Source organism: Acidithiobacillus sp. TH-A117, assembly GCF_057473465.1.
The window spans coordinates 1-26,321 of the sequence record NZ_JBYCKQ010000033.1; the positions used below are offsets into that span (position 1 = coordinate 1).

Annotated in this window: 28 protein-coding genes; 15 read left to right on the forward strand and 13 right to left on the reverse strand. The window is 56.8% G+C overall.

Going from position 1 to position 26,321, the window contains the following annotated elements:
* The first annotated feature begins 32 nt into the window (after positions 1 to 32).
* The 7 genes from rpsP to AC2VLR_RS08120 all read left to right on the forward strand — a co-directional run bounded on the left by rpsP (position 33) and on the right by AC2VLR_RS08120 (position 5,565).
* A complete protein-coding gene (gene rpsP, locus AC2VLR_RS08090) occupies positions 33 to 293 on the forward strand; it encodes a 30S ribosomal protein S16 (RefSeq protein ID WP_010637598.1) in 261 nt (86 codons plus the stop codon).
* Positions 277 to 792 (forward strand): ribosome maturation factor RimM, encoded by a 516-nt coding sequence (gene rimM / locus AC2VLR_RS08095; RefSeq protein WP_486881680.1) that lies wholly within the window; start codon positions 277 to 279, stop codon positions 790 to 792. The genes rpsP and rimM overlap by 17 nt, the downstream gene beginning before the upstream one ends.
* Positions 792 to 1,535, forward strand: a complete 744-nt coding sequence (trmD, locus tag AC2VLR_RS08100; RefSeq protein WP_486881681.1) for a tRNA (guanosine(37)-N1)-methyltransferase TrmD — start codon at positions 792 to 794, stop codon at positions 1,533 to 1,535. Before rimM ends, trmD begins: the two co-directional genes overlap by 1 nt.
* A 22-nt stretch (positions 1,536 to 1,557) precedes the next feature.
* Positions 1,558 to 1,902: a 50S ribosomal protein L19 gene (gene rplS, locus AC2VLR_RS08105; RefSeq protein ID WP_010637603.1), complete on the forward strand. Its 345-nt coding sequence runs from the start codon at positions 1,558 to 1,560 to the stop codon at positions 1,900 to 1,902.
* A gap of 54 nt (positions 1,903 to 1,956) precedes the next feature.
* Positions 1,957 to 3,162 (forward strand): hypothetical protein, encoded by a 1,206-nt coding sequence (locus AC2VLR_RS08110; protein WP_486881682.1) that lies wholly within the window; start codon positions 1,957 to 1,959, stop codon positions 3,160 to 3,162.
* Between the two features lie 18 nt (positions 3,163 to 3,180).
* Positions 3,181 to 4,086: a site-specific tyrosine recombinase XerD gene (xerD, locus tag AC2VLR_RS08115; protein WP_486881683.1), complete on the forward strand. Its 906-nt coding sequence runs from the start codon at positions 3,181 to 3,183 to the stop codon at positions 4,084 to 4,086.
* A 108-nt stretch (positions 4,087 to 4,194) separates the two neighbouring features.
* Entirely contained in the window at positions 4,195 to 5,565 is a 1,371-nt protein-coding gene (locus AC2VLR_RS08120) for a hypothetical protein (protein WP_486881684.1), read from the forward strand.
* A gap of 51 nt (positions 5,566 to 5,616) precedes the next feature.
* Here AC2VLR_RS08120 and AC2VLR_RS08125 read toward each other — a convergent pair whose 3' ends face one another.
* The 4 genes from AC2VLR_RS08125 to uvrA form a co-directional block, all read right to left on the reverse strand.
* Complete coding sequence (locus tag AC2VLR_RS08125; RefSeq protein ID WP_486881685.1) at positions 5,617 to 7,134, reverse strand: Do family serine endopeptidase; 1,518 nt, start codon at positions 7,132 to 7,134, stop codon at positions 5,617 to 5,619.
* Between the two features lie 79 nt (positions 7,135 to 7,213).
* Complete coding sequence (trxA, locus tag AC2VLR_RS08130) at positions 7,214 to 8,083, reverse strand: thioredoxin (RefSeq protein WP_486881686.1); 870 nt, start codon at positions 8,081 to 8,083, stop codon at positions 7,214 to 7,216.
* A gap of 86 nt (positions 8,084 to 8,169) precedes the next feature.
* Positions 8,170 to 8,724, reverse strand: coding sequence for a hypothetical protein (locus tag AC2VLR_RS08135; RefSeq protein ID WP_486881687.1), 555 nt, complete (start codon positions 8,722 to 8,724; stop codon positions 8,170 to 8,172).
* Between the two features lie 41 nt (positions 8,725 to 8,765).
* A complete protein-coding gene (gene uvrA, locus AC2VLR_RS08140) occupies positions 8,766 to 11,567 on the reverse strand; it encodes an excinuclease ABC subunit UvrA (protein WP_486881688.1) in 2,802 nt (933 codons plus the stop codon).
* 103 nt (positions 11,568 to 11,670) lie between these two features.
* Between uvrA and AC2VLR_RS08145 the strand changes: the two genes are divergently transcribed.
* On the forward strand, positions 11,671 to 12,144 hold the full coding sequence (locus tag AC2VLR_RS08145) for a single-stranded DNA-binding protein (RefSeq protein WP_303646333.1): 474 nt from the start codon (positions 11,671 to 11,673) through the stop codon (positions 12,142 to 12,144).
* Between the two features lie 221 nt (positions 12,145 to 12,365).
* Here the strand turns inward: AC2VLR_RS08145 and AC2VLR_RS08150 are convergent, their stop codons facing one another.
* The 3 genes from AC2VLR_RS08150 to AC2VLR_RS08160 all read right to left on the reverse strand — a co-directional run bounded on the left by AC2VLR_RS08150 (position 12,366) and on the right by AC2VLR_RS08160 (position 13,503).
* Positions 12,366 to 12,692, reverse strand: a complete 327-nt coding sequence (locus tag AC2VLR_RS08150; protein WP_215844329.1) for a hypothetical protein — start codon at positions 12,690 to 12,692, stop codon at positions 12,366 to 12,368.
* The gene (locus AC2VLR_RS08155; RefSeq protein ID WP_215844328.1) at positions 12,679 to 12,972 is read right to left on the reverse strand and encodes a toxin; all 294 of its coding nucleotides are present in this window, start codon (positions 12,970 to 12,972) and stop codon (positions 12,679 to 12,681) included. Before AC2VLR_RS08155 ends, AC2VLR_RS08150 begins: the two co-directional genes overlap by 14 nt.
* Positions 12,973 to 13,110: 138 nt before the next feature.
* Positions 13,111 to 13,503, reverse strand: coding sequence for a carboxymuconolactone decarboxylase family protein (locus tag AC2VLR_RS08160; protein ID WP_486881689.1), 393 nt, complete (start codon positions 13,501 to 13,503; stop codon positions 13,111 to 13,113).
* A gap of 390 nt (positions 13,504 to 13,893) precedes the next feature.
* Between AC2VLR_RS08160 and AC2VLR_RS08165 the strand changes: the two genes are divergently transcribed.
* The 4 genes from AC2VLR_RS08165 to AC2VLR_RS08180 all read left to right on the forward strand — a co-directional run bounded on the left by AC2VLR_RS08165 (position 13,894) and on the right by AC2VLR_RS08180 (position 14,972).
* Complete coding sequence (locus tag AC2VLR_RS08165; protein ID WP_215844326.1) at positions 13,894 to 14,145, forward strand: type II toxin-antitoxin system Phd/YefM family antitoxin; 252 nt, start codon at positions 13,894 to 13,896, stop codon at positions 14,143 to 14,145.
* On the forward strand, positions 14,142 to 14,396 hold the full coding sequence (locus AC2VLR_RS08170) for a Txe/YoeB family addiction module toxin (RefSeq protein ID WP_486881690.1): 255 nt from the start codon (positions 14,142 to 14,144) through the stop codon (positions 14,394 to 14,396). Before AC2VLR_RS08165 ends, AC2VLR_RS08170 begins: the two co-directional genes overlap by 4 nt.
* 82 nt (positions 14,397 to 14,478) lie before the next feature.
* The gene (locus AC2VLR_RS08175) at positions 14,479 to 14,757 is read left to right on the forward strand and encodes a plasmid mobilization protein (protein WP_486881691.1); all 279 of its coding nucleotides are present in this window, start codon (positions 14,479 to 14,481) and stop codon (positions 14,755 to 14,757) included.
* A complete protein-coding gene (locus tag AC2VLR_RS08180; RefSeq protein ID WP_215844321.1) occupies positions 14,757 to 14,972 on the forward strand; it encodes a hypothetical protein in 216 nt (71 codons plus the stop codon). Before AC2VLR_RS08175 ends, AC2VLR_RS08180 begins: the two co-directional genes overlap by 1 nt.
* Before the next feature lie 34 nt (positions 14,973 to 15,006).
* On the opposite strand, the gene AC2VLR_RS08185 is transcribed toward AC2VLR_RS08180, so the two are convergent.
* A complete protein-coding gene (locus AC2VLR_RS08185; protein ID WP_486881692.1) occupies positions 15,007 to 15,195 on the reverse strand; it encodes a YqaE/Pmp3 family membrane protein in 189 nt (62 codons plus the stop codon).
* Positions 15,196 to 15,279: 84 nt separating this feature from the next.
* On the opposite strand from AC2VLR_RS08185, the gene AC2VLR_RS08190 reads away from it, so the two are divergent.
* Both AC2VLR_RS08190 and AC2VLR_RS08195 read left to right on the forward strand, forming a co-directional pair.
* Positions 15,280 to 16,608 (forward strand): DUF445 domain-containing protein, encoded by a 1,329-nt coding sequence (locus AC2VLR_RS08190; RefSeq protein WP_486881693.1) that lies wholly within the window; start codon positions 15,280 to 15,282, stop codon positions 16,606 to 16,608.
* A 206-nt stretch (positions 16,609 to 16,814) separates the two neighbouring features.
* On the forward strand, positions 16,815 to 17,147 hold the full coding sequence (locus AC2VLR_RS08195; RefSeq protein WP_423856016.1) for a hypothetical protein: 333 nt from the start codon (positions 16,815 to 16,817) through the stop codon (positions 17,145 to 17,147).
* On the opposite strand, the gene murI is transcribed toward AC2VLR_RS08195, so the two are convergent.
* Genes murI through glgC form a run of 5 tightly spaced genes read right to left on the reverse strand, consistent with a single transcriptional unit; the run spans position 17,135 to position 23,917 of the window.
* Positions 17,135 to 17,932, reverse strand: coding sequence for a glutamate racemase (gene murI, locus AC2VLR_RS08200; RefSeq protein WP_486881694.1), 798 nt, complete (start codon positions 17,930 to 17,932; stop codon positions 17,135 to 17,137). The two genes, AC2VLR_RS08195 and murI, sit on opposite strands and share 13 nt — an antisense overlap.
* Positions 17,933 to 17,939: 7 nt before the next feature.
* The gene (locus AC2VLR_RS08205; RefSeq protein WP_486881695.1) at positions 17,940 to 18,887 is read right to left on the reverse strand and encodes an ROK family protein; all 948 of its coding nucleotides are present in this window, start codon (positions 18,885 to 18,887) and stop codon (positions 17,940 to 17,942) included.
* On the reverse strand, positions 18,880 to 20,901 hold the full coding sequence (locus AC2VLR_RS08210) for an alpha-amylase/4-alpha-glucanotransferase domain-containing protein (RefSeq protein WP_486881696.1): 2,022 nt from the start codon (positions 20,899 to 20,901) through the stop codon (positions 18,880 to 18,882). The genes AC2VLR_RS08205 and AC2VLR_RS08210 overlap by 8 nt, the downstream gene beginning before the upstream one ends.
* Before the next feature lie 4 nt (positions 20,902 to 20,905).
* A complete protein-coding gene (locus AC2VLR_RS08215; RefSeq protein WP_486881697.1) occupies positions 20,906 to 22,606 on the reverse strand; it encodes a glycoside hydrolase family 57 protein in 1,701 nt (566 codons plus the stop codon).
* Positions 22,607 to 22,609: 3 nt separating this feature from the next.
* Positions 22,610 to 23,917 carry a glucose-1-phosphate adenylyltransferase gene (gene glgC / locus AC2VLR_RS08220; RefSeq protein WP_486881698.1) on the reverse strand — a complete coding sequence of 436 codons (1,308 nt, stop codon included), beginning with the start codon at positions 23,915 to 23,917 and terminating at the stop codon, positions 22,610 to 22,612.
* A gap of 244 nt (positions 23,918 to 24,161) precedes the next feature.
* Between glgC and glgB the strand changes: the two genes are divergently transcribed.
* Positions 24,162 to 26,300: a 1,4-alpha-glucan branching protein GlgB gene (glgB, locus tag AC2VLR_RS08225; protein WP_486881742.1), complete on the forward strand. Its 2,139-nt coding sequence runs from the start codon at positions 24,162 to 24,164 to the stop codon at positions 26,298 to 26,300.
* The last annotated feature ends 21 nt before the right edge of the window (positions 26,301 to 26,321 follow it).

The window sequence follows — 26,321 nt, forward strand, 5'->3', positions numbered from 1 at the left end:
CCAGTGGGAGAGGACATGGTTAAGGAGAACACATGGTAGTTATTCGTATGGCCCGGGGCGGCGCCAAAAAGCGGCCTTTTTATCACATCGTGGTGACCGATAGCCGTAATCGTCGCGATGGCCGTTTCATTGAACGCCTGGGTTTTTATAATCCCATTGGTGCTACCGCCGAGTTGCGGATTGACAAAGAACGTGCCGCTTACTGGCTGAGCCAGGGCGCCCAGCCTTCTGACACGGTGGCCGGCTTTTTCAAGAAAGAAGGCGTGAGTAAGACGGGTGTTGCCGCCGCCTGAGTCGGAAGAATGGGTGGTGCTGGGAAAAATTTCCGGCATCTACGGTGTGCGCGGCATGGTCAAGGTGTTTTCCTTTACCGATCTGCGTGATGCCATTCTCGACTACTCACCCTGGTTGCTGGGGCCTGAGCGCCACGCCTACCGGCTGGAAGAAGGGCGCATGCAGGGTGAAGGGGTGGTTGCCAAGCTGGTCGGTGTGGATGACCGGGAGCAGGCGCGTGCGCTCATTGGCCAGGAGATCCGGATTGCCCGAGCGCACTTGCCGGAGCTGCAGCCGGGGGAGTTTTACTGGCGTGATCTGCTCGGGATGCAGGTGCTGAATCAGGAAGGCCAATGTCTGGGAACGGTAAAGTCTTTTCTGGAAACCGGTGCCAATGACGTCATGGTGCTGGACGATGGAAAAGGCGGGGAACTATTGATTCCCTGGTCGGACGAGACGGCTGCCGGTGTGGATAGGGACGCCCGGCAGATTCACGCCGATTGGCAAGCGGATTGGTGATGCGCTTTGATATCATCACCATTTTTCCGGAGCTGATTCACGGTTATCTGCGTGAGGGGGTGCTGGGGCGCGGTCAGGCCAAGGGGTTGATTCAGGTGCATACCTGGAATCCCCGGGATTTCAGCGATAACGCCTACCGCCGCGTTGATGATCGGCCCTTCGGAGGTGGTCCGGGGATGTTGATGATGGCGCCGCCTCTGCTGGCTGCCATTGCTGCGGCGCGAGCGGCCAACCCCGGAGCGCCGGTGCTGTATTTGTCGCCCCAGGGGCAGCGTCTGCAGCAGTCTGCAGTGCAGGACTTTGCGGGCACGGAAGGATTGATTTTGCTGGCAGGCCGCTACGAGGGCATCGATGAGCGGGTGCTGGCTGAGGTGGATGCTGAGTGGTCCATCGGCGATTATGTGCTGGCGGGCGGTGAACTGCCGGCCCTGGTGCTGATGGAAGCGGTAGCCCGGCAGTTGCCGGGTCTGCTGGGACATGCCGACTCGGCCGCCGAGGACAGTTTTGCGGACGCGGGATTGCTGGATTGTCCCCACTATACGCGTCCGGAAGTAGTGGGCGGGAAGAAGGTGCCGGAGGTTTTGCTGTCCGGGGATCATGCCCGGATTCGCCGTTGGCGCTTGCAGCAGTCCCTGGGGCGTACCGCTGAGCGGCGTCCGGATGTGTTGGCGCAACGGGTTTTGAGTGCGCAAGAGCAGCAGTTATTGGAAGATTATCGCCGTCAGGACGGCGAGGTGCAGTAATACTAGGTGAAGGAGCAGGGCTGTGAACATCATTGACGAAATCAACAAAGAACAGGTGCAGTCGGAGCTTCCGGCTTTTGGTGCGGGCGATACCGTGGCCGTACACGTCAAGGTCAAGGAAGGCGACCGTGAACGTATCCAGATTTTCGAAGGCATTTGCATTGCCCGTCGTAATCGCGGTCTGCATTCCGCCTTTACGGTCCGGAAAATCTCCAATGGAGAAGGGGTGGAGCGTGTTTTCCCCTCATACTCGCCGCTGGTGACCAAGGTAGAAGTCAAGCGTCGCGGTGATGTGCGTCGCGCCAAGCTGTACTACCTGCGTAATCTGTCCGGCAAAGCGGCCCGCATCAAAGAAAAACTGGGCTGATGATATCTGCCGCGCTACCCGGCAAAGTCCGGGTTCGCTGTGGATAATCGGGTGATGACGCCAGCGTTCGGGGAAATTCTGGAACACTGGCGTTCTGCGTCCGGCGCTGACCAGGCGGCACTCTGGGCGGACCCGGGTCAGAGGGTATTGCTGCGCTCGGCCTGGCAGCAGGATATCCTGCCTTGCTGGTGGGGTGCTGGAGGAGATACCGAAGCCCTGCAGGTGGTAGTGGATAGCCAGTCCATCTGGGCCGAAGCGGAGCAGCTTCCGGTGGAGCTGCTGGCTGCTGCGTTGGTCATTCAGGAAAGCAAAAGATTGCAGATGGACAAGCCGGCCCTGCCGGATGCTTTGCTGCTGGAAGCCCGCCCACCCATGCCTCTGGATATGGAAGTCGATCTGCTGTCCAAGGCGGTGGAAGAAGCTGACCTGGAGCAACTGTCTCCCCTGCTGCAAAGCATGGCGGATGATGATCATGCCCGGCGGATTGTCCTGAACCGCCTTGCCCAGCGTCTGGCCGATGACAGTCATGCTCAGGGTCTGCGCAGTATTCTTTTCGGGCAGTGGCACGACGCCGCTGCCGAACTGCCCGCACGGCCTTTTGCGCTGGGTGCTCTGGCCCTCCTGCACAGCCACTGGCAACAACCTGCCGGGGTGGCGGTGGTGGTTCCCGAAGGGCGCGCCAGCCGCGATAGCGAAGTGGACAAGCCCTTGCTGCATGCTTTGCGAGAACGGGATCTGCCCGCCTTTATGGGGCGGGTGCGGGCCATGGGTGATCAACCCCTGGATGCCATTCGTCAGCTTTTCCTGACCGTGACCCTGATGATTATTGAGGGCGGGCACCGTCATGAACCCCAGGCGTTGATGCGCCTCTATGTCTGGCTGGGCACCTTGCTGACTTTGCCCCATCGTAGTTTGCGCCAGGCCCGCAAGGTCCTGTTCAGTGCCGCCGCGAGCACTTTCAGCTTTGCGGGGTGGCAGCGCCGTGAAGACTGGCCGGATTTCAGTACCCTAGCCGCTTATCGCGAACGGGCCTGGTCTGAGCCTGTTCCGGCGCCGTTTACCTGGCAGGGCGCATTGTATGCGGCGGCATCCGGTACGGCTGCCGACTGGTGGTTGCAGGTGGCCGAAAGAGCGGTTGATCAGGATAATCCCCCGGGTTTTTGGCCGGTCTGGCGTACCGCCCAGCGTGCCGGAACCATTACCGGGGGACCATTGGCGTGGATTCATCCGCTGGTGGTATTACGTTTCTATTTTGATTGAATAAGCGCTTGCAGGCCGATGGCGCAGCCTTCCATTGAGGATCGTCAGCGTATTGATGGCTTTCTGGATGCGCTCTGGCTCGAAAAAAATCTCGGTGAAAATACCCTTGCTGCCTACCGGCAGGATCTGCTCCAGTTATCTACCGCCCTGGCCGAGCTGGATGTCGATTTAATCAGCGCCGATACCAGTCATCTGGGGCGTATTCTCGGGCAGAAACTGCAATCGGGTGCGGCCCTGCGTTCCGTGGCCCGGCTTCTGTCCAGCACCCGTCGCTTCTACGGTTATGCCCTGCGTGAGGGCTGGATTACCCGCAACCCCAGCCAGAACCTGCAAAGCCCCCGTCTGGCCCGTTATCTGCCCCATGTGCTCAGCGAGACGCAAATCGAGGCCCTGCTCGCTGCTCCCGATCTGACCCGGCCTCTAGGCTTGCGTGATGCCGCCATGCTGGAATTGATGTATGCCTGCGGGTTGCGGGTTTCCGAACTGGTCAATCTGGAAATGCGGCAACTGGACTTGACGGCGGATCTGGTGATGGTTTTCGGCAAGGGGCGCAAGGAGCGGCTGGTACCCATGGGCGAGATGGCGGCCGAGCGGGTATCAGCATATTTGCAAAACGCCCGCCCGCAGATTCTGGGTGAGCGGATTTCTGCCGCCGTATTTGTGACCGCGCGGGGAGCGGCCATGACCCGCCAGCGTTTCTGGCAGAATATCGAGGGCTATGCCAAAGTGGTGGGAATTGAGCAAACAGTTTCCCCGCATAGTCTGCGTCATGCTTTTGCCACCCATCTGCTCAATCATGGTGCCGATCTGCGCAGCGTGCAACTGATGCTGGGTCATGCCAATCTGGGCACCACCGAAATTTACACCCATGTGGCCCAGGCCCGCCTCAAGGCCCTGCACGAAAAGCATCACCCCCGCGCGTAGAAGGGGCGTGGGTGGGGGTGGTTTTTTGCTCCTACGTTCCTTGCAAGCTTGCGCGATTCGACTAACTGACATCAAGAAATCTCAGCCCAAGCCGTGGAGCAGATCACAATGTCCCTTCCCGCTATACATCCTCAACGTGACCCCGGCACCGGTATAGTCACTATCGACAATGAACCCGTGGTTTTCCACTGCAATCATTACAACCGGTTTTTACAGTTGGTGGTCGAGGACTGCCACTATATCCAGCGGGATCCCATCCTCAAGCAGTCTGCCGCCGAGGTGAGTTTCCGGCAACTGCGCAGACATTTTCAGGGCCATCCTGACTGGACCGTGGAAGAACGGCTGGCTTATGCCGAAGCCGTCTATCGTTTTTGCGGCTTTGGTGATTTGCCCCTGGCTTCATTTCGTCTGCCGGATGATCCGGAAAATGCCTTTCAGATGGTCGAAAAACATTCCCATTATGGTTTTGCTTTGCGCCTGAATTACGGAAAAAGACGCTGGGCAGGAGAACATTTTGATCTGGGCTTTGCCATTGGTGCCTTATCTGCAGTTTATGAAAAGCCTTTTTCAGGTCATCTGGGCAATCGTTCAGGAGATCAGGCCCTGAGCCGGGGAGATGAACAAACAGAATTCTGGATGAATGAAGTGCATATAGCTCATCCCGATGGCCAAATGAGCGACGCGCAAAAAAGTATGCTGCTGCCACAAGTAACAGAAGTAGTGGATATTCCTGAGCGTACATTTGGGCTTCATGTGGATGAATCGGCCATCATAGCCGCCGTAAGCGGCATGCCCCTGGCCGGTGACGCGGATGGATTGATTCGTGAATTCGGGGTCTGTCTGACCCGCCACTATGCGGACTACTACAATCTGGTGTCATTCCGTTTTGAGGAGGCGCTGGTCAACGCCCTGGCCACCCATCCGTTGCTCGATGAAATGTTGTGGTACGAATATCCCGCCCTGTTTTATTACAAGGAAAAATTTTCCGGATTGCGGGGTAAAGAGCTGGCCGACACCCTGCTTATTGAAGCAGGTCATATTTGTGGTTTCAACACGATGGGCGGGATCATGCGCTCGGACCCCTGGTATCAACTGGTGGTTCCCCAGTTACATTGTCGGGAAGACTGGATGGCGGGTATTGTGGCCTGTATCAACGCGCTCGGCTGGGGAGTCTGGCGGATTCATGAACTGGTGCCCAATGAACGCCTGGTGTTGAGAGCCTGGTATCCCTATGAATCATTGGGTTACCTGCGGGGCTTTGGCAAGGCCGATCATCCGGTGGATTACCTGATGACGGGGATTGGTGCTTCACTGATGAACCTGCTCTACAGCGCCGATATTACCACCAAGCCGGACCTCACCCTCGACTTCTATTACCAGGTGAATCGTTCCAAATCCGGTTTCTGGGGACGGCAAAGTGCCTGCGTGGCGATGGGCGATCCCTATTCAGAGGTTATTGTCGAACGTAACGTCCTCTGACGCTCAAACCGCAGTCCCCGGGGACTGCGGCAACAGGTCCGCCGAAAAGCCCTATTTTTTGGACAGGGTAATCACCACATAAATGCTGGCTTTACCCTGACGGACCAGAAGGGGAATGGGTTGGTCGGCAGGTAGTCCGGCGACAATGCTGGCCAGCGTGCTGACATTATTGACTTTCTGCTGATTGATCTGCTGGATGATCATGCCGGGCATGAGGCCGGCTTCGGCAGCCGGGCCTTCGCTGACCCCCACCACGACGACGCCATGATGCACATCCAGCTGTTTTTCAATGTCCGGGTTCAGATCTTGGACATGGATATCCATGCGCGGAATTTTCAGGGTTTTGGTTGGTGCAGAGGGTAATGCACTGCTGCTTTTTTCATCCATTTTTTTCGGCAGAGCAGTCACCAGCACGTTTTTGGTTTCCGCCACGCCATGATGGAGGATACCGACGCTGGCATGGCTACCCGGAACGGTGTTGCCGACCATGGGCGGCAATTGCCCGACGTTATACACCGGCTTGCCGTTGTAGGTGACAATGACATCGCCGGGCTGGATCCCGGCCTTGGCCGCCGGGCTACCGGGCATGACCGAGGCCACCAGCGCCCCGACCGGTTCCTGCAGGTGCAGGGCCTGGGCCATTTGCGGCGTCACATCCTGCACCTCAACACCCAGATATCCGAACTGAATGGGCTTGTGATCCTTGAAATCCTGGACCACGCGCATCACGGTATTGATGGGAATGGAGAATGACAGCCCCATGTAGCCGCCGCTGTTGGTATAAATCTGGTCGTTGATGCCGATCACCTGGCCTTTCATGTTGAACAGCGGCCCGCCGGAGTTGCCGGGATTGATGGGCACATCACTCTGAATGAAAGGAATATATTCATCATCGGGCAGGGGCCGGTTCATGGCGCTGACCACGCCCTGAGTGACGGTATTATAAAAGCCGAAGGGCGCACCCACTGCCAGCAGCCATTGGCCTACTTTCAGATGGTCAGAATTACCGAGAGGTACTGTCGGGAGATCCTTGGCATTAATTTTCAGTAGGGCCGTATCATAACGCACTGAAAGCCCGATGAGCTTGGCCGGATAGGCATGGTGGTTGGTCAGGGTGACAACAATATGATTGGCCCCACGCACCACATGCCCCGCCGTCACAATGTAGCCATCGGGACTAATGATGAAACCAGAGCCCAGGGACTGGATTTTTTCGTGTTGCTGATGCTGGGGGCCGCCCCCTTGTCCGGGAGCCCCGAAATGCTGAAAGAACTGATAAAAAGGTGAATTGGGCGGAAACGGATTGGTCTGCTGATGGATCACCTTGTTGGTGGTGCTACTGATGTTGACCACCGCCGGACCGTAGCGATCAATGATGGGCGTAAAATCCGGGAGAGCTACCAGAGCCTGTTGCGGCGCCGTATTGGTGCTGATGGATAAAGCGGGCGCGGTGGCATCCGCCTGGGCCCATTCCGTGGCACCGAGGCTAAAACCAAAGCAGGCGGCAACGATGGCGGTGATGAGCAGTTTCGGGCGTTTTAACAGGCTGTTGGGGCGACTATTCGCCATAGGACTCTCCTTTGGAGTTTTGATTCTCTAGGACACTAAATTGAAAGGTTTGGTTCCTGTGTGTGAGCTACCATAGCACTTAATACAGGGCGCGGGACAGTTTGGTCCGATATTGTTCCACCATCGCTCCCTGATTGCCGTGCAGGGCAAAAATTTTCAGGATCGTTTTGCGGGCGAGGCCATCCTCGTAATTTTTATGGCGTTCCACCATTTCGATCAGCTGATCTAAGGCATCTGTTTCCTGGCCCTGCAGGAGCAGAACCAGGGCGCGTTGATACATGGCCAAGGCGCGGGCGTCGCCTTTTTCCTGGGCAATGGTTGCCTCGAGGGTCGGCATGGGCGGCGCTTTGCGCGCTTCTGCGGTAAACTCCAGCAGCGCCTTCAGACCCTCCACCTCGGTTTCCATCTGAAACAGAGGCGACATGGCATCAATCTGCGCCTGCGCCTCGGCGTGCTGGCCCTGCTGGATGGCCAGATGGGCCAGCGCCAGTCGTGCCTGGTCATTCCGGGGATTCTGCTGGAGGGCTTCTTCGAGCAAGGCCTGGGCTTCGGCAGTTTTGCCCTGGGCCATGGCATTCATGGCTGCAGCGCGCAGGTCATCGCCGGGCTTGGGCAGATGTTTTTCCAGAAACTGACGAATGGCAGATTCGGGAAGTGCGCCGGTGAACTCATCCACGACCTGACCGTTTTTGAAGGCCTTGACGGCAGGAATTCCCCGCACCTGATATTTTTGCGAGAGTTCCTGATTTTCATCGGAATTGATTTTAGCCAGAACAAAAGCCCCCTGCATTTCTTCCGCCAGTTTTTCGAGGATGGGACCGAGGGCGCGGCAGGGCCCACACCAGGGCGCCCAGAAATCCACGAGGACCAGGGTCTTTTGGGAAAGCCCAATGACGGCTTCCTGAAAATTGCCTAAGTTGACTTCGCGGATATGTTCACCAGTGGCCATGCAATACTCCTGAAAAATAAAATGACGTTAGCTTGGGAAATAAGGGCAGGAAAAGACTATTTCAAGTTATCCTGGCGCATGAGAGATTAATGCAGCTCGGCCTTGGCGAGTTCATCCAGGACCCCCTGCAGCAGGCTGCGCCCCAGGGGACCCATGCCTTTTTCCAGTTTACGGCGATCGTCGAGGCCTCTGGACAAGGGCCCGAGGGCGGCGCCCATGCGCGCCATATCACCCCCCGCTTTTTGCATCTGGCTGGCCATCTGCCCGAGCCAGGCCACGGCCTGGGGGTCGCCCCGGCGGGCGGCGAGGATGACGCTGGCCAGTCCCGGCGCGGCCATGCCCGGGTCCGCCTGACCGGCAGGCTGAGGCAGAGTTGCCGGGTTTTGCAGACCCATGAGGATGGATTCGACAATGACGCTGTCTTCCTCATCCAGTCCTTGCAACAGGCCTAGCTCACGCTTGCCGCCGAGAATCTGCTGCAGTACCGCCACCAGATCGCCCCAGCCATTGGCAGCAGCAACGCGCAGATGGTCTTCCACCGGCGGGCGTAACTGGGTGTTCTGGCAGGCGGCCACCACTTGCAGGATGAGGGCGGCGTGGGCGCTACGGATTTGTTCACGACGTTCGGGGAGAACGGACATATTCACGGCTCCAGGTCAGATTTACGGCCATATTGTGCAATTTATCGGGCTAAATGTCGCGCCAGGTAGTGACCGGTGTAGGAAGCCGGATGGTGGGCGACTGCATCCGGGCTGCCTGTGGCAATAATCTGGCCGCCCCCAGATCCCCCTTCCGGACCGAGGTCGATAATCCAATCGGCCGTCTTGATGACATCGAGATTATGTTCGATGACCACGATGGTATTGCCGGCGTCGGCGAGTTTCTGCAGCACCACCAGGAGCAGGGCAATATCATGGAAATGCAGGCCGGTGGTCGGCTCATCGAGAATATACAAGGTCCGCCCGGTGTCGCGCCGGGATAATTCCCGGGACAGCTTCACCCGCTGGGCTTCCCCTCCCGATAGAGTGGTGGCGGACTGGCCGAGGCGCAGGTAGCCCAGCCCCACGTCCAGAAGAGTCTGCAATTTACGGGCAATGGCCGGAACCGGTGCAAAAAATTCCCGGGCATCTTCCACGGTCATCTCCAGAATTTCGTGAATGTTTTTGCCCTTGTAATGCACATCCAGGGTTTCCCGCTTGTAGCGTTTGCCGGCGCATACGTCGCAGGGGACGTAAATGTCCGGCAGAAAATGCATTTCCACGCGGATAACGCCATCGCCTTCGCAGGCCTCGCAGCGCCCGCCCTTGACGTTGAAGCTGAAACGGCCGGGATTGTAGCCTCTGGCCCGGGCTTCACTGGTGGCCGCAAACAGTTCCCGAATCGGGGTGAACAGTCCGGTGTAGGTGGCCGGGTTGCTGCGCGGCGTACGCCCGATGGGGCTCTGGTCGATGGCAATCACCTTGTCCAGTGCTTCCAGCCCCAGAATTTGCTGATGGGGAGCCGGGCTCTGGGTGCTGCCCATCAGCGCCCGCGCGCAGGCCGGATACAGGGTGTCGTTGATGAGAGTGGATTTGCCCGAACCACTGACCCCGGTGATGCAGGTAAACAGGCCGATGGGAATCCGGGCATGGACCGCCTGTAAATTGTTGCCGGTGGCACCGATGACTTCCAGCCAGCGTTGCTGGTCATGGCGCCGTCGTTCAGGAACGGCAATACACAGGTCGCCGGTCAGATAACGGCCAGTGAGAGAATCGGGATTGGCGCGGATATCCTCGGGGGTACCCTGAGCGATAACCGAACCGCCGTGGGTGCCGGCCCCGGGCCCCATATCCACCACATGATCCGCAGCGCGAATGGCATCTTCGTCATGTTCCACGACAATGACTGTATTGCCGAGATCGCGCAGGTGTTTGAGGGTGCCGATCAGGCGGTCATTATCGCGCTGGTGCAGGCCGATGGATGGTTCATCCAGCACATACATGACCCCCACCAGTCCGGCCCCAATCTGGGAGGCCAGGCGAATGCGCTGGGCTTCTCCGCCCGAGAGAGTTTCTGCCGAACGATCCAGGCTCAGATAGGCCAGCCCCACGTCCACCAGAAATTTCAGGCGACTGCCGATTTCCTTGAGGATTCTTTCGGCGATGACGGCTTCCTGTCCCTCCAGTTGGAGCTGCTCAAAATGTTGCAGTGACTCGCGAATGGGCAGGGCGGAGACTTCCTGAATGGCCAGCGGCCCGACTTTGACCATGCGCGCCTCTTCACGCAGGCGGCTGCCCTGGCAAGCGGGGCAACGCAAGCGACCCATATAGCGCATGATTTCTTCCCGGGCCAGATTAGATTGGGATTCGCGCAGGCGGCGCTCCAGGCCGGGGATGACCCCCTCGAAATGCATCTGATGACTGCGGGAGCCCTGCTGCACGGATATGCGTTCGTCAGAGCCGTGCAATATCTGTTCGCGTATCTCAAAAGGGAGATCCTCCCAGGCAGTCTCCAGAGAAAAGTGAAAATGGGCGGCCAGCGCCTTCAGGAGCGGGGCATAGTGTTCCTTGTGACGCTTGGTCCAGGCGGCAATGGCCCCGCTACTCAGGCTCAGGCGCGGGTCAGGCACCACCAGATCAGGATCGAAAAAAGTGATTTCCCCCAGACCATCACAACGTGGGCAGGCTCCCGCCGGATTGTTGAAGGAAAACAGCCGGGGCTCCAGGGCCGGAAAGGAGCGTCCACAGCTGGGGCAGGCATGGTGCGCCGAAAATAACCGTTCTTCCTGATGTTGCGGCCCCATCAATACGGCAATGGCCTGGTCATCGGCCAGACTGAGGGCAGTCTCCAGGGATTCGGCCAGGCGTGGCCCGCTGTCAGGGCGCAGCACCAGCCGATCAATGACCGCCTCGATGCGGTGCTTGCGTTTTTTGTCCAGGCTGGGGATTTCGTCCAGTTCAAGCATCTCGCCATTCACCCGGGCGCGGATCAGGCCCCGGGCGCGTAGGGTGCTGATCACTTCTTCATGGCTGCCTTTGCGGTCACGCACCAGAGGGGCAAGAATCATCAGCTTTTCGCCTTCTGGCAGAGCCAGTAACTGATCCACCATCTGGCTGATGGTCTGGCTCTGGATGGGTGCCCCGCAGCACCAGGGCGTGCCGGTGCGGGCATAGAGCAGACGCAGATAATCATGAATTTCGGTCACCGTCCCGACCGTCGAGCGGGGATTATGGGAAGTGGATTTCTGTTCGATGGAAATGGCGGGAGACAGTCCTTCAATGGCATCCACATCGGGCTTGCCCATCAGCGACAGAAACTGTCGGGCATAAGCCGAAAGGCTCTCCACATAGCGACGCTGGCCTTCGGCGTAGAGGGTATCAAAAGCCAGGGAGGATTTGCCTGAACCCGACAAGCCGGTGATGACAATGAGGCGGTCCCGGGGCAGAGTCAATGAGATGTTTTTGAGGTTATGGGTGCGTGCGCCCCGGATATGGATGTGTTCCATCTAGCCACAGCCTTTTTTTGCCTTGGGAATGAGATTTTCTGCGAATGAGTTAGTATAGAGCTTTCGGGGACAGCCGTCCCCCTGTACATAAGGAGATCTGACAATGGCGGGAGTGAACAAGGTCATATTATTAGGACATCTGGGCCGGGACCCGGAGATGCGCTATCAGCCCAGCGGGGCGGCTATCGCCAATTTCAGTTTGGCTACCTCTGAAACCTACAAGGATCGGGACGGCAACAAGCAGGAGCGCACCGAATGGCATCGTGTAGTGTTTTTCAACCGTACCGCTGAAATCGCCGGGGAGTATCTGCGCAAGGGCAGCATGGCCTACGTGGAAGGCCGCCTGCAGACCCGCAAATGGACGGACAAGGACGGTCAGGAGCGCTACACCACGGAAATCATCGGCGACCGCCTGCAGCTGGTAGGATCACGCGGCGGTAGTGGCGGTGCCGCCAGTTTTGATGAAGAAGATCATGGCGGTGGACGCTCCTCAGCTGCCCCCGCAGCAGCCGGAGCAGGACGCAAGCAGGATGCTCCCCCGCCCATGGAAGATTTTGATGATGATATTCCGTTCTAGTTCCCACTAGATCTGTAGTTGTAAATAAAAACCCAGACATCATTGTGATTTCTGGGGTGGTGTTATGGACCTCAAGCGCAGCTTGCGGGTGGTCCAAAGGGATCCCGAGTTGTGCGGCACCCTCGCCGGGAGGCAATGCGTTTGCGGGGTGTCGACTTAAGAAGACGCAGCCGTTGCGTAACCAGTGTGGATCGCCGAGCTCGTGAAATTCAGACGCGGAGCTATTGAGGAGTGCGCCGCTTTTGGCGCGTTCCGCTTGAATGAGAAGTTAGACTGGGCAAAGATTCTACAAGGCGCCCCGACACAAACTTGTGAAGGACGCTGGCGATTAACGTCTGATATGGCATACCTTCTTCAAGCGCACGTGCTTGAATATCCATCAAGTCTGGCGCGGAAAGGCGAATGTTAACCCGCTTTTCTTTCAGAAAGGTGGCTGTAGCAGCCGCTTTGAATTTTGCCAACTCTGCTTTTGAAGGGGATGTGGACTTGAACTCCCCTCTTTCATAGGCTGCCAAAATGTCTTCTTCAAACGCATCAAGCTTTTTCATCTGGATTACCCCTCAGCAAATAGTCTCTGGTAGCCTTTCTGCTGGGGATTACTGTCTTCAAAAAATAGTAATCCGGCTCTTCAACGTAAGGCACCAAGTAAGCATAACCATCAAATGCTACGACGAAAACGGATTGATTCGGATATTTTTCCGTGTTTGGGTGGCGCAATTCATCCAGCAGGCCATCAGCCTCAATAGCAAGCGCTACAATCTCGAATGAAATGTCGCGCTCAATTTTCAGCGCCTCATTCTTTTCGTGGTTCCAGCGAAATGGTTTCATGCCCCAAGTCTATCTTGATGTGTGCCTATTGTCACCTTTCTGGTGAGATGCCTAACGAATAAGGTTAGATCGTGCAACGTTCAAATTGAGGAGCGCGCGGCTTTTGGCGCATCCCGCTCGAATGCAGAGTTAGGAGGGTCAATTCACCTGCCCCAAATGATTACGCTCGGCGAAGACTTCCTTGGCTGCAAAAATACCATTGAGCGCTGCAGGAAACCCGGCGTACACAGCCATTTGAATCATGATTTCGACGATCTCTTGCCTTGTGCAACCGACGTTGAGTGCTCCATGAATATGTACTTTGAGTTGGGGTTGTGCATTACCCAAGGCGGCCAAAGCAGCAACGGTGGCAATTTCCCGCTCCTTTAGCGAAAGAACTCCACGGGAGTAAACATCACCAAAAGGAAACTCAATGGTGTAGCGGGCGAGATCCGGCGCAATGTCCTTCAATGCATCAATCACCTTCTCGCCGGCGTGACCGTCGATCTCCTTGAGTTTTTCCCAACCACGTTTATAACGATTTGATTCCACTGGTAACTCCTAACGTTGAAGGTAAGGGGCTCCCAGAAATTGGATCCCAACTTGTGACAGCCCAAAGCTCATGCCTCCAGTACCGCAGAAGAAAGCGACGGCACGAAGAGAAGAAGTCTCGCTGGGTTCAGGGATGTTATCTAGTTTGGACATAACGGGATTTTTAGAGTCATCCGAGGCGAAGTTTGCAAAATGGGCAATCAGTGTTACACCGATCTACCTTTATTTGGTACGAGTCTAACAGACATACAGTACGAGACACTATCCTACAATCATGATGGAAACTCAGGGGACGCGACGCAACTTCATCGCGGCGCGTCCCCTAGAACGACGGGTTGGACACCTAGCGCCTAATGCTGTACAGTAAGACGTACATTTCAGGAGCCACCCATGGACGCAATTACCTATACCACTGTTCGTGCAAATCTCGCCAGCGCAATGGATAGGGTTTGTAATGATCATGAAGCTTTGATTATCACGCGCAACGGCGAACAATCCGTTGTGATGCTTTCGCTTGAAGATTTCAAAGCGCTTGAGGAAACAGCCTATCTGTTGCGCACACCTGCCAACGCCAAGCGTCTTCTCTCCGCCGTTGCACAACTGAACGCAGACAAGGGTGTCGAGCGGAAACTGGCAAAGTGAAGTTGATTTTTGCAGACGAGGCATGGGAAGACTACCTATATTGGCAGAAGCAAGACAAGCGAATGGTGGAGCGGATCAACAAGCTGATTCGGGAGATACAACGCGAACCATTCAGCGGTGTGGGTAAGCCGGAGCCACTGAAGCACGCGCTGTCGGGCTTTTGGTCGCGCCGAATTACGGATGAGCATCGCATGGTGTATCGCGTCGTCAATGATGCGTTAGAATTCTCGCAACTTCGGTTCCACTACTGACCTGAGACGTCCAACGTCATTCAGGTACAACAATCCTAGCAACAATCAATATGTGCCGAACATGCACATAAAGGAGGCAATAATGGCAGCGTATAGTGAACGTATTCCAGTTCTGGTGACGGTACAGGAAAAGGCACTGATTGCCAGAATGGCCCAGGAGGCGCACATATCCATGGGGGAGTTTTTGCGCCGTGCCGCCTCGTCCTTCCGCCCGGGCGAAGATGAGCAGATGCTGGAGGGCATGATGGACCAGATGTTAAAGACCACCGCCCAGGCCAGCAGGGTCATTGATGACACTTTATCTTTTGTGGAGGCGTCCAACCAACGTATTGCCAGTCTGGAATCCAGCCGGAAAGAGTGATGGCTATCACCGACAAAATGTGGGAGGCCTTGACCACGGTCATCAAGATGAATGACAAGGTGGAGCGTCTGGCCGAAGCCGTAAAATCCCAGCAGGGTAAAATCGAAACGCTGACGGAACGGGTCATCCGCCTGGAAACAGCGCTGGAAATCGCATTATCGCGCCCGGTGATGACCAGGACGGGCGCTACGCAACTCGACGAACGTAAAGACTGAAAACAACGCCAGCGCGAACTGCCGGCGGTCTTTTTCAGCGCCCCAGCGCTTTCTGGATTTTCTGATCGGTTTTGTACTGACTCAAGGCATACACGGCCCAAATGGCAGCTGGAATCCAGCCCAGTACCGTGATCTGCAGGATCAAGCAGATAATACCGGCCACCGGCCGGCCGATGGTAAAAAACACCAGAAATGGTAAAAAAATAGCCAGTAGCAGACGCATGGTTTTCCCCTCTTTGGATCATTATGCCTGCATAGTAAATGGCGATTTCTCCTGAAGGCAAGCCCCTGTGCTAAACTCCCGAACATGACCACGAATCCAGAGCAATTTCCTGAACTTCCATTGAATCCCCGCACCCCGGTACGGCGCCGGTCATTGCAGAATATGCGGCGCGGGGCGCTGGCTTTACTGGTGCTGGCGCTACTGCTTTTTATACTTTCGGCCAGTCGGGATTTTCAGGGCATCTGGGCCTGGACCGGGGCTTTTGCCGAGGCGGCCATGGTGGGTGGCCTGGCCGACTGGTTTGCCGTGGTCGCACTGTTTCGGCATCCCTTGGGTTTACCCATCCCGCATACGGCCATTTTGCCGCGTAACAAGGCGCGGCTGGCCAAGCGGTTGTCCGGCTTCATCCGCGATCATTTTCTGGAAAGTGAGGCCATCGTGCGCCTCTTGCGCCGTGCGGACCCCGCCGCCTGGCTGGCGCAGTGGCTCGCCCAGCCAGAAAGCAGCGAATTGTTGGCCAGGCAGTTGCTGACCCTGCTGCAAAAAGCTCTGGCTTTGAGTGATGATGCCGAATTGCGCAAGGCTTTGCGGGGAGCACTGGGCCGCCAACTGCAGCGGGTGGATGGCGCCCGCTGGATAGGGAGTATCCTGGCCTTGCTGACCGAAGACCATCGTCATCAGGCGCTGCTGGATGATGGTATTCAACGCCTGCGCCAGTGGCTGGATGGAGAAGATACCCGGAGTCTGTTGGCAGAGCATATTGCCGCCATTCTCAAGCGGGCTTATCCCACCTTGTTTGCGTGGATGAGTACGCTCATGGACCCTGCTACCCTGAGCGATAATCTCGCCCGCAATCTGGTCAAGGCAGCGCATCAGCTGCTGCAAGAGATCGAGGATGATCCGGAACATCCCCGTCGTCTGGCCTTTGATCGTTGGATGGCCGAGGCTATTCAGCGGTTACAGACGGATGGTCCTTTTCAGGAGCGCATCCGGCGCTGGCAGCAGGGCTTGATTGCCCATCCTGCAGTGCAGGAATATGCCGACGGCGTACTGCGTGATCTACGCGCCTGGCTGGATCGGGATTTGCAACGTCCCGACTCCCGTCTCCAACATCAAGTCCAGGAACTGGCCGCGCAACTGGGTGCTTTTTTGGGGGAGCAGGCGGTTTTGCGCGAAGCCATCAACACTTACCTGGAAAGCAGTGTGCGGCGCCTGGCCCCGGCAGTGCGGGATGGGCTCGCCCAGCATATCGAAAAAACCATTCTCGACTGGCCGGAAAAAGACCTGATCCGTTTGCTGGAAGAGGGTGTTGGGACTGATTTGCAATATATCCGGGTGAACGGAACGCTGGTGGGGGGATTGGTGGGCGTGCTCATTCATGCGCTGGCTCTGGCTGTGCCTTTGCTCATCTAGTCGATGGCTCCCCGAAAATGGTCCGAAATGGTCCCCCTGCACGCCGGGGGGTCTGGCCCATATCGGCCATTTTGCTGCTGTGTTCTCCTAGTTGTTTTAGATTGTTGAGCTTATTCATCCGGATGCAAAAAAAGGAACAAATCCTGCTAGTACATCGTCTGGAGTATTGTCCGTATTGGCAAACAGAGTCCGAGGGAGGTGCATTTATGAAGCGTGTGATAATGAGTGTAGTGGCGGCAGGCACATTGATGATGGCAGGTTTTGCGGTAGCGTCCGATGTGACGGCAGCAGATGCCCAGCAGGCTTTGTCGGCGGCCAAAACCGCCATGGCCAAGACTTCTGCCGTGCATTATTTATGGCTTTCTACCCCCAAAATCTACAAAGAGGCGGTTGCTGCTGATAAGGCGGGTAAATATGATGAAGCCGTCGTCAAGGCCAAACATGCTGAAGAACTGGCGAACCTGGCGTATGCTCAGGGAGAAGCCCAGGCCAAGAAATATGGCGTGAAGCTGACGGATCAGGGCGTTCAGCTCGACTGAGTCCGGATGCCATGGGCGGCCAGCAGCTGTCTGGCCACTTGGGTTTTTGCCGCCGCTTCTGCCGTAAAATGAAAATCGATGGATGCTTCCCCGGGTAGTTCCGGGCAGGCATCCGTTTGCAGAGGAATATCCAGTCTGCGGCAGAGTTGCCGCGCCACGCCGTCATTCCCATCCAGGGTAGGAATCGCCCGCCCTGCCAGTCCTGATGACCATTCGCTGATCCAGCAATAATGGGTGCAACCCAGAACGATGGCCTGAATGTCAGGCGTACAGGCCGGCAACACCTGCCGGTGCAGGTATTGCCGAACCTGCTGTTGCCAGTCGATACGCTGGGATTCAATGCGTTCCGCAAGGCCGGGGCAGGCAAGGGGAATGACCCGTTGCCGGGCATCGGGTAGCTGGGTGAGCAACTGTTCCAGTTTGGCCCCCGCCACGGTCATGGTGGTGGCCAATAGCAGAATCCTGCCCTCGGGATACAGAGTCAGCGCCTTTTTGATGGCGGGTTCAATGCCAATGACAGGAACATCGGCATACTCTCGAATGGGAGATACTGCCGCACTGGTGGCGGTATTGCAGGCCAGCACGACCGCATCCACTCCTGCCCGGATGAACCAGTCATAAGCGGCTTCAGTCCATTGCCGCACCTGCTCGGGACTTTTGTCCCCATAGGGACTATGGGCGGTATCGCCGTAAAACAGAAAATGGGCCTCGGGAAGGTAACGCAGGCAGGCCAGCAGGGTGCTGAGACCGCCTATGCCCGAATCGAAAACGCCGATACGCATCATTTAGCAGTCAGTCTAGGCTGAGTTCCTGCTCGGCCAGCAACGCGACGCCGCGCATGCCGGCAAGATCATCATCATTACCGCGTTTCACTTCCACCTGCCCGCGCAGAGCGGGAATCAGGTCGGCGTCCAGACGCTGCAGCAATGCCGGGGCAAAGCAATCCCAGGCGGCACTGACCCCACCACCGACACGAATGACCCGGACATCGGCTACTTTGAGAATATGGGCCAGAGCTTGTCCCAGATAATCTCCCGCCATCTGAAACACCCGGGTGGCCTCGGGGCGACCATCACAGGCCATTTGCGCAATGACCGCCGTATCGGGACCGGTGCCTGTCAGTTCCACATAGCTGGAGCGGATGCCCCGTGCCGAGGCGTATTGTTCCAGACAGCCCTGGTTGCCACAGCCGCAGCGCCGTCCGCCCGGAACCACAATAAGATGACCAATTTCCATGGCGGTGCCATGTTCGCCGCGCCAGGGCCGGTCTTCGTGAACCCAGCCGCCCCCTACGCCAGTACCAAGCCCGACATAGAGCAGATCGCGCAGCTCGGGAGCATCCTGTTTTTCTTCCCAGAATTCGCCATAACCGGCGGCATTGGCATCATTTTCGACCAGTACCGGGAGCTGGCAGGCCTGCTGCACAGCAGATTGCAAGTCAAAGTCGATGAGTTGGGGAATATTGGGCGATTGCAGCAGCACCCCTCGGGCGTTCACAAAGCCGGGGACGGCCACCCCCACCCGACTGACTTCGGGATATTGATGACGGAGCTCGGCGATGCCATTCTCCAGTAATCCGGTAAACAGTTGGGCGGCTGCTTCCGCGTCTGCTGCTGCCGCACATTTGTCGCGCAGGTCCACGGCATGACGAATACTGTCCAGGCACTCATGACCCCGAAACACGCCAAAACGTAAATTGGTGCCGCCGATATCAATACCAATGGTCAGACTTTCAGCCATGCGCAATCAGCTCCGTTAGAATTTCGATATTTTGCGTCGTGCCGGTCGTTATATCCCAGTAAAAATCCAGTTGCAAAGCCTGCATGATTTTCTCAAAGCCCGCCTCGGACTGAGAAACCGTCAGGTGGGGAGCTGCTTCCCAGCGTACAGGCGGTTGGCAGTTCAGCCGGATTTTGCCGCCCATGACCGCATCGTCCAGCACAATCTGCCGGGTTTTTTCGCCTTGAATGGGCTGACCAAAGCCCCCTTGGGATGTGCCGTCGGCAAAAAACTGGCCGGCCGGACCGTCGCAACTGGGCATGGCCAGATACAGGCGGCAATGAAAGCTATGGGATACCGTGTTAGTCTGCGCAGATTCTATCCGGTACTGCACCAGCAGTCCTTTTTCTGAGAGATGATATCCCTTGCTGACGGCCCAGCTATCGGCGATTCCGCCCGTAAAATGGGGAGTGTTTTGCACTATATGGCTTTCTGAGTAGCTGACCGCTGCATCATCCAGCCATTCCTGGAAGCTGTGACAGGGGGCCGTATCCATCACCAGGTCTTCGGCGGTGATTTCCGTTTTGAAACTGATACGGTCGTGGGCGGAAGCAATTCCTTCGCTGGGGGCGGCATGTTCCACCGCGCCGTGGCGGATTTTGTCATAATAGGCTTCGTCGCGGCGCGCCAGCGTGTCACCGAGATTGTGGTGGAGTGAATAAGCATCCCATTCCACTATGGCAGCGGAAGGTGCCGGACGAATAATGAGCTGTTGCTGGTCATTGTGATAATACAGTTCATCCTGCCCATCCATGTCCACATCCAGGGACTGCAAGTCAGGGCGGGGCTGAATTTGATCCAGACGCGCTTCCAGGCGAACGATGGCATGGTAAACCGCGCGGCGCAGATGGGGCAGATAAATGCCGCCGAAAAGGCCGTGCCAGTAGGCGTCATTGGCCTGGGCCTCGTGCAGGTCAGTGCGCATCTGCTTGCTTTGCTGGCGCTTGGGCAGGGCGTGAAAGCGCTGGGATAATTGCAGCATACGTTTTTGCATCCAGTTGGATTCCGGATAGCGGGTCAGGAAGTTTTTCCAGATACCCCCACGAATCAGAGGTTTGCGCTCCTCCAGACGGCCAGCGCTCTTTTCCTGATCCAGAAAAGCCGCATAGCGGCGGGCGGCATCGGGAGCCAGAGTCCATTCATTCATTTCACTGTAGGAAACGGTGGGCAAATAGATGATGCCCTGGGGGCGATGGGCTTGCAGATAATCCTTGAAGCGCATCGGTTGAATATGCGGCGAATCCAGCACGCCCCTGAGAAATTGTTCCAGCCAGCCTTTTTCGTACACCCAGCTGTAGGTTTCCGGCCAGACACCGAACTTTTCGATATCGTCAAAATAAATCCCGGCGCTTCCGGGATTGTGCAGGGAGATTTCCTCAATAAAGGTGACCGCGGCGGCAGCTTCTGAAAAGGGCAGGCGATAGCGCAGGGCTTCGGAGATAGGGAATACATCCACCGCCTGACCATTTTCTTCAGTTCGATGAAAACTGCCGAGCTGGTCGGCTGCGGCGCCCGCGCAGAGAAAGTGATAATCGTCAACCATCACATAGCGAATGCCCGACTCCTGCAGGGCAGGAACGACGCTGGGATCCCAGACCCGCTCGGTCAGCCAGGCTCCTACCGGACGCTGTCCGAAGTGCTTATCGAGCCGTTCCGCCATGGCCTCCAGTTGGGTGATGCGGTCGGCATGAGGAATGGCCGCCAGCACCGGCTCGGTATCACCGGCTCCCACCAGTTCTGCCTGATTACGGTGGACCATGTCCTGCAAAAGCTGCGTCGTTTGGGGATGGACGCGCAGCATGTAATCCAGTAACCAGCCGCTGATGTGAATGGCAAAGGGGAATTCCGGAAAACGATGCATGGCCTCAAGGAATGGGTGATAACAACGCAGTACGGCGTCATCCATCACATGGGGAAAATTACCGACCGGCTGATGGGCGTGGACGCCCAGGAGGAGGGGGGTGCTGTGGGTCATACATTCATCCTTCTGTATGGGTGCGGCGCATGGTACCTCCGGATTCTGCCGAACCCCCGCCATGGCTGATGGGCTCGTTCAATGCCTCTGGAGGGGAAATTTCCATCAAAATATACAATTTTCGTAGATTCATGCGAAACAGGTCATCAAAATCTCGCACGGAGTCCGCCGGATTGTAATCCCCAAACCACCAGAACCAGTCCGAGCCTTCGCAGCGCCCGAGCTGTTCCGTGATTTCCTCCTGTTTTTCGGGACTGAGTGCATCGAGATGCTGGTCCACATCGCGCTTGGCCGCACACAGCAGATCCCAGGCGCGGTTTTTGGCGCCATCGCCAATCCAGGTGCTGAAATTGCCATAAACCCAACTGCCTGCCGCAAGATCCGTCAGATTCTGGATGGCTTCTGGATGGTCCTGCACATAGTCACTGAAGGTACACATTTTGATGTGAGGATGATTGGACAGGGAGCGATACAGCTCCGAGAGAAAATAATAGCCGTTATAAGGATAATATTCCCAAGCATTTTCTCCATCCAGAATGATGCTGACGACAGGATGCTCTTGATCTTCCGTCTGTCGCCAGATGGATTCCAGTTTGTGCATGAAATCGGTGACGGCATCGTGTCCGAACCAGGTCTTGTAATCAAAACCGATGGTATCGGAGAGTGCGTCATCGCGGAAAAACAGGGCAGGTCCCTGACCATTCAGACGATAGGATCGATACAAATACTCGGCGCGGCTCCGGGGCGCGGCATCCGTATCGCTGCGCAGCAGGCTATGGGTCAATACGCCCTCCCCGGATGCGGTCCAGGTGACCTGAGCTTCGCCCAGCATTTGCACGAATGCCGCCGAAACCCCGCCTTCTGCCGGCCACATACCCTGGGCAGCAATGCCAAACTGCTGAGGATGACTGGCCTGGGCGCGCTGGATGTGCCACCGAGCGCGCTCCCGTCCCCCCGGATAATGGGTGGAGACGGGCAATGGCGCTTCGGGAACGGCTTCCCGGGCGGCCGCAAAATCCAGCATCAAGGGACCAATGGGATGATAGTAAGGCGTGGTGGAAATCTCGATGCGGCCAGCCTCGGCCAAGGCGCGGTAACGGGGGATCAGTCCGGAGATCAGGTCGCCCAGAAAATGCAGAAGCTCCTGACGATCTTCAGGACTGAAACCACGTCCCTTGGCCATCAGTTTTTGGACAAGTGGGCTGTTCCGGCGCACGGTTTCCCCGGTCCAGGCAAGGTGATACCAGACCAGCAGATCCGCCACAAACTGAATGGACAAATAATCGGATAATTCCACCGGATCGTCGCGCATGCGCAGATAAATTTCATGGAGGCGGCGGTATCCGGGAAAGGGATTGAGCATATGCTCCGGATCCAGCCGGAAACACTGTTCCATGAGGTGATGGCGGTCTTCGTTACTCAGCGTTTTGAGGTCGTTGCTGGCCAGGGCCATCAGCAGGGGATCGCGAAATGCATTGCTGGCAAACTGGTCGCTGTAATCTTGTATTTGCTCGACCAGGATGGGTACACAGTTGAATACGCCCCGGGCCAGGGGGTTTTCTTCATAATGGGCGATCATGTCTGCATAATCCTTGCAGGCATGAAGGTACGTCCACGGCAGGGCATAAACACCCTCTGCATTGCGGTAGTCGGGCTGGTGCATGTGCCAGCAGAAAATGACATGGAGGGCGCGTGCCGGGGGCATATCTCACCTCACAAAATGTAGTTGCTGGCCGAGTAACTCCGGAGTAATGAGGGTAACCCCATTGGGGGTACGATAAAAGCGGCGGGCATCTTCGGCAGGATCTTCACCGACCACCAGCCCGTCGGGGATGATGGTGCCCTTGTCCACCACAACCTTGCGCAGTCGGGCACCTTCTCCCATCCGCACATTGGGGAGGATGACCGAGTCTTCGATGAGGGTGTGCCCATCATTGACGCGGACGTTGGAAAAAAGCAGGGAGCGCCGCACGGTGGCGCCACTGATGATGCAGCCACCCGAGACAATACTGTCCAGGGCCATGCCCCGGCGTCCTTCATCATCAAACACGAATTTGGCCGGGGGGAGCTGTTCCTGGTAGGTCCAAATGGGCCAGCGGCTGTCGTACAAGTCCAGGTCGGGGGTGACGTGGACCAGATCGATATTGGCGGACCAGTAGGCATCCACGGTGCCCACATCCCGCCAGTAGCAGCGGCTGGCCTTGCCTTCATTACTGCTGATGCAGCTGTTGCGGAAGCGGTGGGCCATGACCCGGTAGCGGGAAACCATATACGGAATCAGGTCGTTACCAAAGTCGTGGGTGGATTCGCGGCTGTCGGCATCACGAATGAGCTGTTCATAGAGGAAATCGGTGTTGAATACGTAAATCCCCATGCTGGCCAGGGCCCGGTCGGGATTGTTGGGAGTCGGGGTCGGATCACTGGGTTTTTCGGTAAAGCCGGTGACGCGATCTTCATGATTGACGGTCATCACGCCAAAACCCTTGGCTTCTTCCAGAGGGACCTCAATGCAGGCCACACTCATATCCGCCTGGCTTTGCACATGTTCGGCGAGCATCTGACCGTAATCCATTTTGTAAATATGGTCCCCGGCAAGGACAATCACATAGCGGGGACGGTGGGCGCGCAAAATGTCGATATTCTGGAAGATGGCATCGGCGGTGCCCTTGTACCAGCCGGTATTCATGCGCTGCTGGGCCGGAAGGATTTCGATGAACTCGCTGAATTCACCGCGCAGGAAACCCCAACCCAGTTGAATGTGGCGGATCAGGCTGTGGGCCTTGTATTGGGTCAGAACACCAATGCGGCGGATGCCGGAGTTCATGCAGTTGGAAAGACAAAAATCGATGATGCGGAATTTACCCCCAAAAGGTACGGCCGGTTTGGCCCGCCAATCGGTGAGAGGGCCGAGACGGCTGCCACGGCCACCGGCCAGAACCAGGGCCAGGGTATTTTTAGTGAGATTACTGACGAAGCGCGGGGAATTGCTGGGGCCACTCTGGGTTTCTTCGGACATACTGCTCTCCTTATCGGGCACTGGTGCTAACCTGACTTGGAGTATAGACAGGATTCCCTGTGCTTTCGCTTTTAAGGTACTGAACTTGAGGGATTGCGGCAAGTGTGGAAATGACACCCATGGACTTTCCCGCTGATGTGTTATGCTCAAGTGAGAACGGCTCCCCAATCAAAAACATGAAAAGGAGATTGTGGTGAACTCATCGTCCAAAAAACAGCATGACGAAAGTGTGGATGTGGAGGAGATGGCGATACGTGAAGCCCGCCATCATGATCCCTTTGCCTGGTTGGGGCAGCACCGAAATGCTGCCGGGCAGGGGACACAGCGGGTATTTTTGCCCGGCGCTTCCGCCGTTGAGCTGCAGACCCCCCAGGGTTGGGTGGCCATGACCCGGCAACATGCCGACGGAATATTTACCCATAATGGCGAGGTGCTGCCGGTGCCCTATCGCTGTCGCTGGCAGGATGTCCTGGGTACCCATGAAGCCTATGATCCTTACGTGTTCGGTCCGGTGCTGGGCGACCTTGAAGTCTATCTGTTCAGTGAAGGGCGCCTGTACGAAGCCTATCGCCATCTGGGAGCACATCTCCGTAACCACGAAGGCGTGGATGGGGTGTTGTTTGCGGTCTGGGCACCCAATGCCGAACGAGTCAGTGTCGTCGGTGACTTCAATCGCTGGGACGGGCGTTGTCATCCCATGCGGGTGCGGGGAATGAGCGGGCTCTGGGAGCTGTTCATCCCCGGTCTGGAGCCGGGTGAAATCTATAAATTTGAAATCCGTCATCGCGATTCCGGCGTGGTTTTTGTCAAGACCGATCCCTACGCCAATACCTTTGAAAAGCGCCCCAGTACGGCCGCCCGGGTGGTGGCAAGTCAGCATGTCTGGAAGGACCATGACTGGATGACCGCGCGCATGCAGGCTGACTGGCAGCATGCGCCGATGAACATTTATGAAGTTCATCTGGGTTCCTGGCAGAGGGATACCGATGGACATTTTCTGACTTATGGAGAACTCGCCGAGCGCTTGCTGGGCTATGTGCAGGACATGGGTTATACCCATATCGAACTGATGCCGGTGATGGAGCATCCGCTGGATGAATCCTGGGGGTATCAGGTCAGCGGTTACTATGCGCCGACCAGCCGTTTTGGCAGCCCCGATGATTTCCGGGCTTTTGTTGATCATTTTCATCAGGCGGGCATCGGGGTGCTGCTGGATTGGGTACCGGGACATTTCCCCAAGGATGACTGGGGCCTGGCGCGTTTTGATGGAACGCCCCTGTATGAGTATGCGGATCCCAGGGAGGGTGAACATCGGGATTGGGGAACCTACATTTTCAATTTTGGCCGGAACGAAGTGCGTAATTTCCTGCTGGCCAATGCCTGTTATTGGGCAGATTGCTTTCATATTGATGGCTTGCGGGTGGATGCGGTGGCTTCTCTGCTCTATCGTGATTATTCCCGGAATGCCGGCGACTGGATTCCCAACCGTTATGGGGGCCGGGAAAATCTGGAGGCCATTGAATTTCTGCGGGAAATGAATGTAGTGCTCAATGAGCGCTATCCCGGCATCCTCACCATTGCCGAGGAATCCACATCCTGGCCCATGGTGTCGCGGCCGACCTATGTGGGAGGTCTGGGCTTTTCCATGAAATGGAACATGGGCTGGATGAATGACACTCTGTCCTACATGCAGCAGGACCCGGTCTATCGCCGCTTTCATCAGAATGCTCTGACTTTCAGTCAGCTGTATGCCTATGCCGAGAATTTTGTCCTGCCTCTGTCCCATGATGAGGTGGTGCACGGCAAACACTCGTTGCTGGATAAAATGCCCGGAGACACCTGGCAACGTTTTGCCAATTTACGCCTGTTGCTGAGTTATCAGCATGCCCATCCGGGCAAGAAGCTCAATTTCATGGGCAATGAATTTGCCCAGGGCAAAGAGTGGAACTGTGGAGCATCCCTGGACTGGGATTTGCTGGAGACCCCTTGGCATCAGGGAGTACAGCGACTGAGTCGGGATCTTGCCCATCTGTACCGGGATCGACCGGCCCTGCATGACCTGGACTTTGCTTCGGAGGGGTTTTCCTGGGTGGACTGTCATGATGCCGATCAATCCATCCTCAGTTTTTTGCGGCGTGATCGGCAAGGACATTTTGTGCTGGCGATATTCAACTTCACCCCCGTATTGCGGCAAAACTATCGCATTGGTGTACCGGAACCGGGGATTTATCGGGAAATTTTCAACAGTGATGCCGCCGCTTACCAGGGCAGTAATGTGGGGAATAATCCGCTCTTCGCAGAAGCGCTCAGTTGGATGGGCCTGCCTTGTTCCCTGAAAATGACCCTGCCGCCGCTGGGGGCTTTGTTTTTGCAGCGCGAATGAGGCGTTGCCGGCACTGAAAGG

Coding starts and splice junctions, on each gene's coding strand:
- AC2VLR_RS08180 (WP_215844321.1), top strand. CDS start 14,757: ATGGCTATCACCGACAAAATGTGGGAGGCCTTGACCACGGTCATCAAG.
- AC2VLR_RS08165 (WP_215844326.1), top strand. CDS start 13,894: ATGGACGCAATTACCTATACCACTGTTCGTGCAAATCTCGCCAGCGCA.
- AC2VLR_RS08195 (WP_423856016.1), top strand. CDS start 16,815: ATGAAGCGTGTGATAATGAGTGTAGTGGCGGCAGGCACATTGATGATG.
- AC2VLR_RS08120 (WP_486881684.1), top strand. CDS start 4,195: ATGTCCCTTCCCGCTATACATCCTCAACGTGACCCCGGCACCGGTATA.
- AC2VLR_RS08205 (WP_486881695.1), bottom strand. CDS start 18,887: ATGGCTGAAAGTCTGACCATTGGTATTGATATCGGCGGCACCAATTTA.
- AC2VLR_RS08190 (WP_486881693.1), top strand. CDS start 15,280: ATGACCACGAATCCAGAGCAATTTCCTGAACTTCCATTGAATCCCCGC.
- AC2VLR_RS08175 (WP_486881691.1), top strand. CDS start 14,479: ATGGCAGCGTATAGTGAACGTATTCCAGTTCTGGTGACGGTACAGGAA.
- AC2VLR_RS08135 (WP_486881687.1), bottom strand. CDS start 8,724: ATGTCCGTTCTCCCCGAACGTCGTGAACAAATCCGTAGCGCCCACGCC.
- uvrA (WP_486881688.1), bottom strand. CDS start 11,567: ATGGAACACATCCATATCCGGGGCGCACGCACCCATAACCTCAAAAAC.
- trmD (WP_486881681.1), top strand. CDS start 792: ATGCGCTTTGATATCATCACCATTTTTCCGGAGCTGATTCACGGTTAT.
- xerD (WP_486881683.1), top strand. CDS start 3,181: ATGGCGCAGCCTTCCATTGAGGATCGTCAGCGTATTGATGGCTTTCTG.
- AC2VLR_RS08185 (WP_486881692.1), bottom strand. CDS start 15,195: ATGCGTCTGCTACTGGCTATTTTTTTACCATTTCTGGTGTTTTTTACC.
- rpsP (WP_010637598.1), top strand. CDS start 33: ATGGTAGTTATTCGTATGGCCCGGGGCGGCGCCAAAAAGCGGCCTTTT.
- AC2VLR_RS08210 (WP_486881696.1), bottom strand. CDS start 20,901: ATGACCCACAGCACCCCCCTCCTCCTGGGCGTCCACGCCCATCAGCCG.
- glgB (WP_486881742.1), top strand. CDS start 24,162: ATGGCGATACGTGAAGCCCGCCATCATGATCCCTTTGCCTGGTTGGGG.
- AC2VLR_RS08110 (WP_486881682.1), top strand. CDS start 1,957: ATGACGCCAGCGTTCGGGGAAATTCTGGAACACTGGCGTTCTGCGTCC.
- AC2VLR_RS08125 (WP_486881685.1), bottom strand. CDS start 7,134: ATGGCGAATAGTCGCCCCAACAGCCTGTTAAAACGCCCGAAACTGCTC.
- AC2VLR_RS08150 (WP_215844329.1), bottom strand. CDS start 12,692: ATGAAAAAGCTTGATGCGTTTGAAGAAGACATTTTGGCAGCCTATGAA.
- AC2VLR_RS08215 (WP_486881697.1), bottom strand. CDS start 22,606: ATGCCCCCGGCACGCGCCCTCCATGTCATTTTCTGCTGGCACATGCAC.
- murI (WP_486881694.1), bottom strand. CDS start 17,932: ATGATGCGTATCGGCGTTTTCGATTCGGGCATAGGCGGTCTCAGCACC.
- AC2VLR_RS08155 (WP_215844328.1), bottom strand. CDS start 12,972: ATGAAACCATTTCGCTGGAACCACGAAAAGAATGAGGCGCTGAAAATT.
- glgC (WP_486881698.1), bottom strand. CDS start 23,917: ATGTCCGAAGAAACCCAGAGTGGCCCCAGCAATTCCCCGCGCTTCGTC.
- AC2VLR_RS08145 (WP_303646333.1), top strand. CDS start 11,671: ATGGCGGGAGTGAACAAGGTCATATTATTAGGACATCTGGGCCGGGAC.
- trxA (WP_486881686.1), bottom strand. CDS start 8,083: ATGGCCACTGGTGAACATATCCGCGAAGTCAACTTAGGCAATTTTCAG.